The sequence below is a fragment of the Spirosoma horti genome (genome assembly GCF_054776595.1).
Genome location: NZ_BAAHBQ010000004.1, coordinates 680,379 through 694,293, shown reverse-complemented (window position 1 = coordinate 694,293; position 13,915 = coordinate 680,379). Strand labels below are relative to the sequence as shown.

Here is a 13,915-nt window from a genome sequence, read left to right as displayed (position 1 = left end):
TCTTATACTTACCGCATGAATCACCTCGCTACAGCCGATTACATTGTTTTTTTCGTTTACTTCATCATCGTTGTTGGGTATGGTTACTGGGTTTACCGGCGGAAACGCCAGGCCCAAATGAACACAACCGACTTTTTTCTGGCGGAAGGGTCGCTAACCTGGTGGGCCATTGGTGCTTCGTTGATTGCATCTAACATTTCGGCAGAGCATTTTATTGGGATGGCGGGTTCGGGCTTTGCCATGGGGCTGGCTATATCGTCTTATGAATGGTTTGCTGCGGCTACGCTGATTATTGTGGCCGTATTTTTCATTCCTATTTACCTGCGAAATCACATTTACACCATGCCCCAATTTCTGGCGCAGCGGTATAGCGACACCGTAAGTACCATTCTGGCGGTATTCTGGCTGGTCGTTTATGTGTTGGTCAACCTGACATCAATTCTGTATCTGGGCGCCATTGCCATTGAGTCGCTGGTCGGTATCTCCTTCACGACCTGCACCATTGGGCTGGCTTTATTTGCCATTTTTATTACGCTCGGTGGTATGAAAGTAATTGGGTATACCGATGTTATTCAGGTAGTTGTCCTGATTTTTGGCGGGTTGGTCGTGACGTATTTAGCTTTACAACTGGTTGCGCAGGAAACGGGTACGGCGGGCGTCTGGAACGGACTGCTGGCTATTCATAAACAGGCCGATAGCCATTTTCACATGTTTTTCCCCAAAGGCCATCCGCATTACGACGTGTTGCCGGGAATGGCGCTGGTAACGGGCGGCATGTGGATCAATAACCTGTCGTACTGGGGCTGTAATCAGTACATCGTTCAGCGGGCGTTGGGCGCCGATTTGAAGACTGCTCGCTCGGGTATTCTGTTTGCCGCCTTCCTGAAATTATTGATTCCGGTCATTGTGGTTATCCCCGGTATTGCAGCCTTTGTGCTGTACCAGAGTGGGCCTTTTCGTGATGCCATGACGGATGCCGCAGGCGTGGTCAAACCCGATCATGCTTATCCTGTTTTAATGAATCTGTTGCCCATTGGTATGAAAGGGCTGGCCTTTGCTGCGCTGACGGCAGCAGTGGTTGCTTCACTGGCCGGGAAATGTAACTCCATTTCAACCATTTTTACGCTCGATCTGTACAAGAAATACGTCGACAAATCGGCGTCCGAGCAGAAACTGGTGAATGTTGGTCGCTGGGCCATTATTGTGTCGTTTGGGGTGGCTATTCTGCTGGCGCCCATGCTTCGCTCGCTCGATCAGGTATACCAGTATATACAGGAATACACCAATTTTATCACACCTGGCGTATTCGCCATTTTCCTGCTCGGCTTTTTCTGGAAGCGGGCAACGAACCGGGCCGCCATGACCGTGGCTATCCTGACAATTCCTTTCTCAACCCTGCTGAAATTCTGGCCTGAGGTGATGGGCTTGTTCGATATTCAGGTTGACTCTATTCCGTTTTTACACCGAACAACCCTGGTTTTTTGCATCGACATGGTGCTCATGGTGGTCGTGTCGCTCACCGATCCGGCGGGGTATGCAACTGGAAAGAGCATTGAGGTGGATCAACGCATGTTCCGGGTTACCCCTTCCTTCGTGGCTGGGTCGGTAGGGATTTTTGCTGTTCTGGCTGTCCTATACACCATGTTCTGGTAATATCAATCCGGATCCATTTGAACGGGCATATAGACTTGTCCTGGATTCCCTGACGTAGTGAGTAGACTGCCCGATAACTTTTGTTCTATACCGCTGGTTAACAGCAAGAAATTTATAAATTTGCCTCCTAAATTTATTTGGCTATGATGAGTGAAACTGCCCCCCTTGCCAGTCTCGATCAGTGGGAAGATGACGTGCTGAGTCGCTACCCTGAACCTGAGCATAAGTCGAAAGAAGATTACCGAAACTACGACTCACCAGAGCGCGATACCGTTCGGGAGTTCTACCGACTGAATCATACCTATCAAACGTATGATTTTGTTCGGGAGAAAGAGCGCGAGTTCCTGGCTTTCGATAAAAAAGAACTACCCGTTTGGGGGGCAATGGAGTTTTTGAATACGCTCGTAGACGATTCTGACCCAGATACTGATCTTGACCAACTGCAGCACCTTCTTCAAACAGCGGAAGCCATCCGGGCCGATGGTCACCCGGACTGGTTTGTGCTGACCGGGTTTTTGCATGATATGGGTAAGGTGTTATGCCTGTTCGGCGAGCCTCAGTGGGCCGTCGTTGGCGATACGTTCCCCGTAGGGTGCAAGCATTCAGATAAGATTGTTTATTCTGAATATTTTGTGAACAATCCGGATGCGCACGATGAACGCTATAATACCAAATATGGTGTTTATGAGCCTAACTGCGGGCTGCGTAATGTGCATATGTCGTGGGGGCACGATGAATATCTGTACCAGATCATGAAAAATTATATGCCCGAACCGGCCTTATACATGATGCGGTATCACTCGTTTTACTCGCAGCATCGGGAGGGCGCCTATGACCACCTCATGGATGCGCATGATCATGAGATGTTCAAATGGGTCAATAAATTTAACCCATATGACTTGTACTCAAAAAGCCCGAAACCGCCGGTTGTCAGTGAGTTAAAACCTTATTATGAGGATTTGATCGCTAAATATTTACCAGCCACACTGCGGTTGTAACTAGAATTAGTATAATTGCTGCTCAAAAATTTTCCACCATAAGTAACTTAGTATGTATCTGGAAGAACGCATTGAGCAAGTTGAACGACAGAATGCAACGACTACCCGGGCCGTTGCTGATTTAACAGTTGATGTACGTGCTATTCGCCGTGACCAAACGGAAGGATTTAAGCAAGTCAATTCGCGTCTGAGTAGACTGGAAACGGACGTAAGCGGGCTAAAGCAAGATGTCATTGAGCTGAAACAAGACGTGAGCGGGTTAAAGCAAGACGTTACTGAACTCAAGCAAGATGTAAGCGGGCTAAAGCAAGACGTTACTGAACTGAAGCAAGACGTAAGTGAGCTAAAGCAAGATGTGAGTGAATTGAAACAAGACGTAGGTACAATTAAACAAACTCTACAACTCGTTCTTGCCTATTTACATGAGAAGCTACCTTAAGTAGCCATAGCGACCTGAATGAAGGCACAAAATATACAGATACCATTTGTATATTTTGTGCCTTTGTGTGTAACCCTCTGCCCATGCTTCTGCTCCTCATCTCCCTATACTTACTATCAAACGTTGCAGTTGGCGCATGGGCTGCCCGACGTGTAACAACCTCACAGGATTTCGTGCTGGCAGGGCGTCGGTTGCCGCTGATGCTGGCCGCATCGGTGACGTTTGCTACCTGGTTTGGCTCTGAGACAATCATGGGAGCGCCCGCTATGTTCGTTGAGGGTGGTTTCCTGGCCGTTATCGAGGAGCCGTTTGGGTCGTCTCTGTGCCTGTTTCTGGTGGGCGCATTCTTCGCCCGGCCGCTCTATCGGCTTAACATCACGACCTTCTCCGATTATTTTCGGATACGCTTTGGTCGGTCAGCGGAATTGCTATCGGCCCTTATGGTTATCCCATCGTACTTTAGTTGGATAGCTGCCCAACTCGTGGCCATTGGCATTGTATTAAGTGTCGTTACGGATGTTCCCCGGGAATATTGCATTATTGCCAGCGCGGCAGTGGTTATGATTTACACGCTGCTGGGGGGGATGTGGTCTATTTCGGTTACCGATTTTTTCCACAACCTCATTATCATTCTGGCCCTAGCGGTATTGGGTGTAATGCTCTGGCGCGAGGTTGGCGGACTGGAAACCATTCAAAAACGAACGCCCGAGGGCTTTTTTCGATTCGTACCTCAATCAACGACTAAAGACTGGCTGTCTTACATAGCCGCCTGGATAACCATCGGACTCGGTTCCATTCCCCAGCAGGATGTTTTTCAGCGAGTCATGGCTGCCAAAACCGAGAAGACGGCTGTTCGGGCTTCGTTCCTGGCATCGGGTATGTATTTGACCATAGCGATGTTACCCTTGTTTATTGCGCTCAGCGCCAAGATACTTCATCCCGACTTGCCGAAAGACAATCAGTTGATCATTCCAAATATGGTTATGCGGCACGGAAGTCTGCCGTTGCAAGTCTTATTTTTCGGCGCGGTCACCTCAGCCATTTTAAGCGTGTCGAGTGGGGCGATACTGGCACCGGCAACTGTTTTTGGGGAGAATGTGATGAAGTTTTTCCGACCTGACATTAGTGATCAGGGGTTACTGAAAACCATCCGATGGGTGGTCGTAATCATTACCATCATTTGCGTGGGGATGAGCATCACACGCGACGCTAACATTTTTGACCTCGTTGGTGAATCCTCTGCCTTTAGTCTGGTGTCGTTATTTATTCCGTTGACGGCGGGTATTTACTGGAAACGTGCTAACCTGACAGGGTGCCTATGGTCCATGCTGATTGGCTTTGGCGTTTGGCTTATCTGTCTATGGCTGGATACTGCTTATTCGCCAATGCTGTGGGGTTTACTGGCTAGCACGGTAGGCATGATTGGGGGCAGCTTACTAAGCCGTTCTACTCCAATTACACATCCAGCAACCGCCGGTGGTAATTGATCTGGCCAAGGTGATACGTCAAGTGTGTAGTTAAATGGACCAGCAAATAGCCGGTCGAGGTTTTCTCGTCAAAAACCAGCATCGGATATTCCTCGTCAAGCTGGGCGTCAGTCAGCACGTTTAGCGCATCATCGACGACGGCCATTGTATCGTCGATTTTCGTTAGAAGCTCTACTTTGGGAATGCCCTTGAGTGAAAATTCAAGTTCTCGGTTCCGCACGTAGCCGGTTTTGCCAATCTCCGCACCCAGGTACGTATTCAGATTGCCAACCAGATGCAGACAGAGATTTCCTGCTGAGTTGGCAATCCCCCGCTCCGTATGCCAGATCACTTCCTCGTTTTTGTACTGGTCAATCTCTCGTTTTAATTTTTCGAGATCTCGATGGAACAGCATTTTTAGCGTCTCAATAAGCATATCTGATGATGACGGTTTCTACGCCCTGGTTCTGGCTGGTATTAACCAAAATACTGTTGTTCAATTCGGCCAACATAACCCAGGTAAGTCGCGCTGCTAAACCAGGGTTGAAGTTTAGCGCCGATATTTGGATAGAGATTGAGTTTGTCTAAGTCCGTAACGGGTATCCAGACCAAATTGAGAGCGGTTGTCTCGACAGAGTTTAGAGCGGGTTCACCCTGGAGGTTACGAGCCGCAAAAACCACATGCAATACATCGTCGTTGCGTTGCGACAGGAGCATTTCACCGGCCAGAACCATCTCACCAAGCTCAACGGATACGCCCAACTCTTCCCGAATTTCGCGGATAACGGTTTCTGTCAGAATTTCGCCCCGGTCAGGGTTACCACCAGGAAGTGCAAAAACGTCCTGCCCACCGTAGCAGTAACGCATGAGCAATACTTGGGTCTGACCCTCAGATTGACGCCAGATCAGCGCAGACGGACGAACTTTCATAAAAACTGGTTAAGTAGCAAATCTCCGCCAAATTAACAATCGCAGGAGTAATTACCATAACCAGGGTAGCGGGGCGACAATTTACCCGAAACACTAACTACACGGTCGAGGGGGACGAGGTCGCCCGTGGCTAGTTCCAGCACATCGGCACCATCCTGACGGAGAAGCTGCTTAATGGCTACGTCAGCTTTTATAAACTCATTGAGATCGGTCAGGTATTCGAGCCGCACAAATTTGCCGGGAATAATAGCTGATCGGAAGGCGGCTTCGTCAACAATAAGATCGGGGTTATTCAGATTTGTTTCCATATTGGTAGAACAAACCCACTAAATGAAACGTGCCCCGGTTAAAACCGAGGCACGTTTTTGTCCTGCTAACGATAGGAAGCATAGCGAAAGGAAAATCAATAACCCGCTGTTTCCAGCTCCTTTTGTAGTTCGCGCAGGATCGTTTCCTTCATGGCGATCTTCCGTTTCTGGGTGTTGATCTTATTCAGAATCTGTTTGTCTTCATCCTTGTTGGGGTCGAGTCCGTCGGCGTCCTGCAAAGCGAACTGTAGATCGTTCTTTTCGCGCTTAACGAGATACTCCATCTCCCGAATTTTCGTCCGGATCTGCTCCGACTTACTCTTAAGCTCAAATGCCGGGTATTTCCGGGTCAGTACACGACCGAGGTAGCTCAATTCAAAAATCTTATCGCAGGCGGCCCGGAACCGTTCATTGACTACTTTATCCTGAAGCTTGAATGGCACACGAATCTCTTTCCAGCTATTAAGCAATACTTTGGCCCGTTCGGCAGCCGCGAAAATATCCTGCTGTTTCGAGAGCTTTTCCACTTCATCGGCCATTTTCATCTGGGCCTCAATGCGTGGGTCGATTTTTGGAACGATAACAATGCCCTTCGCGTCGTTGTACTTGGCGTAGAACATGGTGGTCGCTTTCTTAAACTGTTTATACAGTTTACCGCTCTTCTTGATCGGTACTTCCCCAACCACTTTCCAGGCATTATTGAGTTTCCGTACTTCCTGAAAGGCCGCATCCAGATCACCCAGGCGATTCGCGCGGAAGGCCAGACGGATAAGCTCATCGTATTTATCGAGCCGCTCCTGAATAACTTTGTTCTGCTCGTTGAAAAACTCGCGTCGGCGGGTAAAGAAGCCGTCCAGAAGCGCCTGGAAGCGCCCTTCAACTTCCGTTTCAGCCGCTTTATCGACTGGTCCCGTTTTGATCCATTTTGTTTTTATTTCCTGCAGCACATCCGCCGTTTCGCGCCACTCGGTGCTATCGACAACGGCTTCGGCTTCGGCAATCAGTGCCCGTTTGATCTCAAGATTTTTCAGCTGATTGACCGTAATCAAATCGGCTAGTAATTTCTCCTGAGCATCCAAACGGTCGAGTAAGGGCGGGAAATCGCCAAGTGCATCGAAGCCAAGCAGCTTCTTGCGAAGTTGTACCAATTTGGTCAGATAGGAGCCTTTGTTCTGGGCTTCTTCGATATCTTTCTCTAACTGGCTTACTTTGTTTTCGGCGATAATGAAGCGGTTTTTGAAATAATCGAGCGCTTCCTGCTCGGTTCGTTTGACTTCGCCGATCTGGCGGTCTTCGTAATTCAGGTAGCCTTTTAAAAATACCTTTCCGTCTTTGACGTAACCGTATTCATCTACCAGTGAAGCGTTTTCCATTACTGTGCTTGGTTAAGGCTGCGCTGTGGGTTAAATTTGAGGGTAATTGCCAACACAAATCTATCAGAAATTAATGAGTCAGGAAACCATAATTTTCTCAATGGCGGGCGTGAGTAAAAATATTCCGCCTAACCGACAAATCCTAAAGAACATATACCTTTCCTTCTTTTACGGCGCTAAAATTGGCGTTTTAGGGTTGAACGGTTCCGGTAAATCTACTTTATTACGCATCATTGCTGGTATCGACAAAAATTACACGGGCGAAGTAGTCTTCTCGCCGGGCTACTCGGTGGGTATGCTTGAGCAGGAGCCGCAGTTCACGCCGGGCCGTACTGTTCGGGAAATTGTTGAGGAAGGAGCCCAGGAAGTTGTCAATCTGCTGAAGGAGTTTGAGGAAATCAATGAAGCCTTCGGCGACCCCGATGCCGACTTCGATAAGCTGATTGCCCGACAGGGAGAAGTTCAGGAAAAGATCGACCATTTCAATGGCTGGGAACTTGACCAAAAGCTCGAACGGGCGATGGATGCCCTGCGTTGCCCACCTTCCGATGCCCTGATCGATACCCTCTCCGGGGGCGAAAAGCGCCGGGTGGCGCTGTGTCGTTTGCTGCTTCAGCAACCCGATGTGCTGCTGCTCGACGAGCCAACCAACCACCTGGATGCCGAATCAGTTTTGTGGCTCGAAGAACATTTACGCCAGTATACGGGCACCGTCATTGCTGTAACCCACGATCGTTACTTCCTGGACAACGTAGCGGGCTGGATTCTCGAACTGGATCGCGGAGAAGGAATTCCCTGGAAAGGAAATTATTCGTCCTGGCTGGAGCAAAAGCAAAACCGTTTAGCGAAAGAAGAAAAAACGGAATCGAAGCGTCAGAAAACCCTTCAGCGTGAACTGGAATGGGTAAAAATGGCTCCTAAAGCCCGTCAGGCTAAATCGAAAGCGCGTTTGGGTGCTTATGAAAAACTCCTGAACGAAGATGCCAAACAGCGGGACGATAAGCTCGAAATATTTATACCCGCCGGGCCGCGTCTGGGCTCAAAAGTGATTGAAGCGGAGGATGTTGCCAAAGCCTTTGGCGATCGGCTACTGTTCGAGCATTTGGGTTTCCGGCTGCCACAGGGCGGTATTGTTGGTATTATCGGGCCAAATGGCGCCGGTAAAACAACCCTGTTTAAACTCATTACGGGACGCGAAAAGCCCGATGCTGGTACGTTTGACGTAGGCGAGACGGTTAAAGTCGCTTATGTTGACCAGGAACACGATGGACTCGATCCGAACAAGACCGTATTTGAAACGATCTCAGGCGGAAGTGAGTGGATCATGATGGGCGGCAAACAGTCGAATGCCCGTGCCTATGTGAGTCGTTTCAACTTTGCCGGAGCCGATCAGGAAAAGAAAATCGGAACATTATCAGGTGGGGAACGCAATCGGGTTCATTTAGCCATGATCCTTAAAGAAGGCGCAAACCTGTTGCTGCTCGATGAGCCCACCAACGATCTTGACGTGAACACATTACGGGCCCTGGAGGAAGGACTGGAAAATTTCGCGGGCTGTGCCGTCGTCATCAGTCACGATCGCTGGTTCCTGGACCGAATTGCCACCCACATTCTGGCCTTTGAAGGCGACTCACAAGCCTATTGGTTTGAAGGTAACTTCTCGGAATATGAAGAAAACAGGCGTAAGCGGTTAGGTACCGACGCCACGCCAACCCGGATTAAGTACAAGAAGCTGGCATAGACAAACAAAAACGGGACAGATGCTACATCTGTCCCGTTTTTGTTAAAACCCATACTAAAACTTGGGGCAGGGTAATTTCTTATCCCGTCGTTTTACGCCTGCTCGTCGGCCTTCGGGTTTCTCGAAAATGTAAGATAACGACAATTCATGTGAGCCACCGCTGTTTCCGAGGGTCGAAACGGTAACGTCGTAACTGTAGCCGATCGAGAATTTCTCCATACGCCAGCCAACCAGTGCCGCAACGGCATCGTGGTTATTCAATGTCTGATTGTATTTTTTGAACGGAATTCCCCGGTAATAAGCGCCAATCGTCAACGGGGAATACGTCAGGTAAGCCCCTATGTCTAACTGGTCATATTTGCCCTGGTGTTTATACATGATCACTGGCGAGAGACTAATTTCACGATCTTCTTCATCGGCCAGGCCGGTGAAGCCCCCCAGTGGAATACGAAGGCCCGCCTGAATACTGGTTTTCATGGGTAGTCGCTCCCGGTTGCCGGCAAAGAATCCCTGATCAGGCCTGTTAATATGGTGCGCTGATGCGCCAACCCAGAACCAGTCAGAGTAGAACAGACCTCCTGTTGAAAAATCTGCGTATTTTACTGCTGGCAAGCCACCTTGCAGGGTAGGGTCGCCGGAAACGCTGCCGGTAATAAAGCCCCGGTCGGTAAACTGATCGCCCGTTGTCAAACCAAAATAGTTAATACTTCGGTTTACGTAAGACCCCTGCAATCCTAATCGTACGAAGGAAGATTCACTTACCTGAAATTGGTATGCATATTGCAACCCTATGTCTGTTGATTGAATCCTTCCCTGACCCTGATTGTCACTCTGGATCATCAGGCCAATACCACTATTGTATTTTTCAATGAAGTGGTCGACCGCTACCATCGTTGTTACATAGTTGGTAATGGCAGGCCACTGGTTCCGGTAGTTGGCCGTAACGCGTGGAGCCAGAGCCGATCCCGCAAAGGCTGGGTTCAGGTACATAGGGGCCGCGTAAAATTGAGTGAACTGAGGGTCCTGAGCGAATGCAGTTCGGCCCAGTGTCAGTGTCAAAATTAGTAGTATGTATTTATTGAGCATAATAGCAAAACAAGGCAAAGACTGGGCCAATATTATTGTTGCAACGCTGGTAGGTCAAACGAAGTATTTAGGAGGACAACAACCTCTAAAATTAGTTGGATTTTAAGGGCTTTTGTGGCTGTAAGACGATAAAATTTTAATTGAACACCATCGTTTATACTAACGTAATGCCCCGGTTGTTGTTATGTTGAGAATCGAATTTGCGTAGGTGGGCTTTATTCAGCGTTTCTTCATGTTAACTTTTAATAAGCATATTCGGGTAGTTGGACTTTTGGCCATGCTGTTCCTGCTGGCCGGGCCAATTACAGCCTGGGCGCAAACAAGCGCGGGCATTAAGATCAGTGGAAAAGCCTGTGTTCCCGACCAGGAATGTAAAGCCGACTCGCTTACATTCACAGACAGCGTAATGACCGGCGTAACGAGCCGCGTCTGGAATTTTGGCGACGGTACTACGGTCACCAAACAACGTGACTCGACAGCCAAGCATGTGTACCAGCAAGCGGGGGCTTATACCGTTACGCTCACTCGAACGATCAATGGCGTATCGTTGACGTCAGAACGGAAAATAAATATTGGTAATCGTCCCCAGTCTTTTTCGAACTGGCGGACAGACACGACCATCTGTAAGGGGGAGAAAATCACGCTTGACCCGTATGCTGGTAATACGCAATCAGGATACAGGTATCTGTGGTATCCTAAGGGAGATACGACACAAAGTATACAGGTCGACAGTTCGGGTTGTTATTCTGTCGAAGCCATTAGTCCAAACGGTTGCTCGTATCAGGATCGCATCAATGTCGATGTGTGTGGTGAAAAGAAAGAGTCGCAGGGGGTAAAATGGTATTTCGGACAAAATGCGGGCCTGGATTTTAGTGGTGGAGGTACACCAAAACCCATTACAGACGGTAAGCTGAATACTATTGAGGGCTCCTCTTCCATTGCGAATACAAAAGGGATTCTGCTCTTTTATTCCGACGGGATTACCATTTACGATAAAGATGGTAAACCCATGAAGTCGCTCGTGCCAGGCGACACCCTGGCGACGCAGAAACCGCTGGAAGGAAGCAAAAACTCAACGCAATCGGCGCTGATCGTGCCGAAACCCACTTGTCGGGGATGCGAATACCTGTATTATGTCTATACGACGTCCGAAATACGTGGGCAGAAGACACTGACGTATAGCGTAGTGGACATGCGCCAGAATGGGGGTAAAGGGGCCGTTGTTGAAAAAAACATTCCATTGTCCGGGCAGGGTACGGAGCAGTCGGCGTCGGTGGCCAATACCCGCGACTCTACGTATTGGGTTATTACCAGAAAATATGGAACGAATGAATTTGAAGTTCGTCACTTAACGCGCAGTGAGAACGTCGATCCTGTTACTTACACAGGTGGTCAGGTAATTGATTCGCTGACAAACGCAGAAGGCTATATTAAAATTGGTCCGGCGGATACTACAGGAGGAAACGAAGGCAATCGTCCAATGGCCGTTGTGATTCCCGGCCCGCCCAAAAATTCGGTCGACCTATATACCTTCAATGACTCGACTGGAGTCCTGAAATTTGATCGAACCCTCGATCTGGGACCAGCGCCCCCCAAAGCATACGGTGTCGAATTTTCGCCCGATGGTAAGAGTTTGTACGTGACGATGCTGGCCGATACTAATGCCGATGGAAGTCAGAAAGGATCATCCTACATTTTAAAGTACGATCTGAATCAACGAGACTCCCTTCTCACACTGTCGAAGACGGTGGTTGACAGTAGTACAACCAGGCAATATGGCTCAATCCAGATTGGGCCCGATGGTCGCCTTTACGTTGCCATCAAAGGTAGCAACTCACTCGGAACCATCGAAAACCCAAATGGTGGCTTACTAGATAGCCTGATCTACAATCCGGCAGGGCAATCGCTTGGCGGACAGACGAGCCAGTTGGGCTTGCCGAACCTGGTCGCCAACTTTAATGATAATTCGAGTGGCCCAGGATTAACGTACGGCGATACCTGCGTGAATGCACCAACGGTATTCCAGATAAGTCCGAATTGTCCTAAGCTAAAAGAAGCCTATACACTGGACTTCGGCGATGGAAGTAGGCCTGCGTCAACCACTGCAACCACGCCTATTACGCACGCTTATAAAACGCCCGGCCAATACTTTGTGAGTCTTCGAATCATTACAAAAACCAGTGCCGGGGGCATTTGTAAAGACACGTTGATCAAAGACACGCTGACGATTGTCGAACTTCCACCCGATATAAAGCTGGGTGCTGATACGGCCATTTGTAATAAGCGGGGCATTACACTCGATATAAAAGTGCAGGCCAAAATGTACGTCTGGCTGGTAAATGGAGCCCTGGTCAGTAGGCAACGAACGTTAACACTGACCAGGCCGGGCTATTACATCGCTGTGGCCTTAGCCGCTAATGGCGAGTGTTTTAAAAGTGACACAATTCAGGTCCAAATCAAGCCCGTGCCATCACTTGACCTGGGGCCTGATACCTTGTTCTGTTACCGATCAAAAGTCGATCTGACGGTGCCTCAACGAACTTGGACGCAATTCCAGTGGAGCAATGGGGAAACGACAAAAACAATTACTGTAGCAACGGCCGGAGTGTATTCCGTAACAGCACAGTCAGCCGTTATTGATGGCACTAGCTGTGTCAATTCAGACACCATTCGGGTAAGCGAACTACCCAAAATTAGCCTACAGGCCGCCCTAACCGGTCCCAAGGCGTGTACGTCGGCTGATGGCTCCATCGTCCTGACGGCCCGCCCTGCCGGTACTTATCAGTACGTATGGACAGGCACTGATGGGACGCCATTGAAGGATAGCTCGAATCAGCAGACGGGCCTTGTCGAAGGAGGGTATAAAGTCGCTGTGACTGATACACTTCATGAATGTAAAGTCGATAGTGCTTTCATTCTGAAATCACCGGCCAACCAACTTCGTTTAACGCCCAACGTGAAGGATGCTTTATGTAGTATACCCAACAGTGGTACCATCACCTTGACTGTTTCGGGAGGAACAGCCGCGACGTATTCATGGCTGGATCAGAACAATAATGTCGTTTCGACAACGGCCGTATTCGGACAGGCTGCACCGGGACTATACACGGTTCAGGTTGTCGATATTAATGGTTGCAAAGCCCTGTCGGATAGTATCAAAGTAGGGCTCGATAGCACTGGATTCGCCCGACTTGGGCCGGATACCCTCAAGTGCAATGGCCTTGCCGTAGCTTTACAACCCTTGGTGGGCAACGTTCCTGGTAATGTATATCAATGGAGTACGGGAGCCAGTACACCCACAATCAACGTGACACAGCCGGGAACATACAGCCTTGTATTACGCAATACGCAATCGGGATGTGTGGGGCGTAGTAGTATCCGGGTCGGCGACCGGCCACCACCAGCTTTCTCCTATACCCAACAGGCCGCCCTTTGCGAAGGAGATCAGGGGACAACGATACTATCGGCCAACGGCGCTACCGGCTTAAAATACCTGTGGGTGAATCGAAACGATACGACCAAAACCATAACGGTTCAGCGCGCTGGCGATTACCCCATTCAGGTGACAGATCCATTGGGCTGCACGGCAACGGGTGTGGCCCGCGTATTGAATCTGTGCGAACCACGGGTCAATGTGCCGGACGCGTTCACGCCCAATGGCGACGGTACTAATGACCTGTTGCAAGTGTTTACGGCTTATATAACCGATTACGAATTCCGGATCTATAATCGCTGGGGAGAGGTCATTTTTGCCAGTAATAATCCCGAGCAGAAATGGGACGGTACCTACAAAGGATCGATCTATCCGGCCATGATCTATCCCTATGTGGTGATCTTCAAAAGCGAGTATTTTCCCGAGCGTGAACGGGTTGTAAAACGCGGATCTGTACTCCTGATTCGGTAGTATTTGTCCTCTTTTTT

The 13,915-nt window shown here is 49.1% G+C and carries 11 protein-coding genes; 6 read left to right on the top strand and 5 right to left on the bottom strand.

Features of this window, described 5'->3' with window-relative positions:
- Positions 1 to 15: 15 nt before the first annotated feature.
- The 4 genes from ACYVAM_RS14585 (at position 16) to ACYVAM_RS14570 (ending at position 4,577) form a co-directional block, all read left to right on the top strand.
- The gene (locus ACYVAM_RS14585) at positions 16 to 1,653 is read left to right on the top strand and encodes a sodium/sugar symporter (protein WP_461068152.1); all 1,638 of its coding nucleotides are present in this window, start codon (positions 16 to 18) and stop codon (positions 1,651 to 1,653) included.
- Between the two features lie 143 nt (positions 1,654 to 1,796).
- Positions 1,797 to 2,651, top strand: a complete 855-nt coding sequence (locus ACYVAM_RS14580) for an inositol oxygenase family protein (RefSeq protein WP_046578220.1) — start codon at positions 1,797 to 1,799, stop codon at positions 2,649 to 2,651.
- Between the two features lie 52 nt (positions 2,652 to 2,703).
- Positions 2,704 to 3,090: a phage neck protein fibritin gene (locus ACYVAM_RS14575; protein ID WP_461068149.1), complete on the top strand. Its 387-nt coding sequence runs from the start codon at positions 2,704 to 2,706 to the stop codon at positions 3,088 to 3,090.
- A gap of 83 nt (positions 3,091 to 3,173) precedes the next feature.
- Positions 3,174 to 4,577, top strand: coding sequence for a high affinity choline transporter 1 (locus ACYVAM_RS14570; RefSeq protein WP_461068147.1), 1,404 nt, complete (start codon positions 3,174 to 3,176; stop codon positions 4,575 to 4,577).
- Here ACYVAM_RS14570 and ACYVAM_RS14565 read toward each other — a convergent pair.
- The 4 genes from ACYVAM_RS14565 to ACYVAM_RS14550 all read right to left on the bottom strand — a co-directional run bounded on the left by ACYVAM_RS14565 (position 4,546) and on the right by ACYVAM_RS14550 (position 7,167).
- A complete protein-coding gene (locus ACYVAM_RS14565) occupies positions 4,546 to 4,992 on the bottom strand; it encodes a DinB family protein (protein ID WP_461068145.1) in 447 nt (148 codons plus the stop codon). The two genes, ACYVAM_RS14570 and ACYVAM_RS14565, sit on opposite strands and share 32 nt — an antisense overlap.
- 41 nt (positions 4,993 to 5,033) lie before the next feature.
- Entirely contained in the window at positions 5,034 to 5,486 is a 453-nt protein-coding gene (locus tag ACYVAM_RS14560) for an NUDIX domain-containing protein (protein WP_461068143.1), read from the bottom strand.
- Positions 5,487 to 5,518: 32 nt separating this feature from the next.
- Complete coding sequence (locus tag ACYVAM_RS14555) at positions 5,519 to 5,794, bottom strand: hypothetical protein (RefSeq protein WP_461068141.1); 276 nt, start codon at positions 5,792 to 5,794, stop codon at positions 5,519 to 5,521.
- 95 nt (positions 5,795 to 5,889) lie between these two features.
- Positions 5,890 to 7,167: a DUF349 domain-containing protein gene (locus tag ACYVAM_RS14550; RefSeq protein ID WP_461068139.1), complete on the bottom strand. Its 1,278-nt coding sequence runs from the start codon at positions 7,165 to 7,167 to the stop codon at positions 5,890 to 5,892.
- Positions 7,168 to 7,240: 73 nt separating this feature from the next.
- On the opposite strand from ACYVAM_RS14550, the gene ettA reads away from it, so the two are divergent.
- The gene (ettA, locus tag ACYVAM_RS14545; protein ID WP_461068137.1) at positions 7,241 to 8,908 is read left to right on the top strand and encodes an energy-dependent translational throttle protein EttA; all 1,668 of its coding nucleotides are present in this window, start codon (positions 7,241 to 7,243) and stop codon (positions 8,906 to 8,908) included.
- 54 nt (positions 8,909 to 8,962) lie between these two features.
- On the opposite strand, the gene ACYVAM_RS14540 is transcribed toward ettA, so the two are convergent.
- Positions 8,963 to 9,994 (bottom strand): PorP/SprF family type IX secretion system membrane protein, encoded by a 1,032-nt coding sequence (locus ACYVAM_RS14540; protein WP_461068135.1) that lies wholly within the window; start codon positions 9,992 to 9,994, stop codon positions 8,963 to 8,965.
- 232 nt (positions 9,995 to 10,226) lie between these two features.
- Between ACYVAM_RS14540 and ACYVAM_RS14535 the strand changes: the two genes are divergently transcribed.
- The gene (locus ACYVAM_RS14535; RefSeq protein WP_461068133.1) at positions 10,227 to 13,898 is read left to right on the top strand and encodes a PKD domain-containing protein; all 3,672 of its coding nucleotides are present in this window, start codon (positions 10,227 to 10,229) and stop codon (positions 13,896 to 13,898) included.
- Positions 13,899 to 13,915 lie beyond the last annotated feature (17 nt).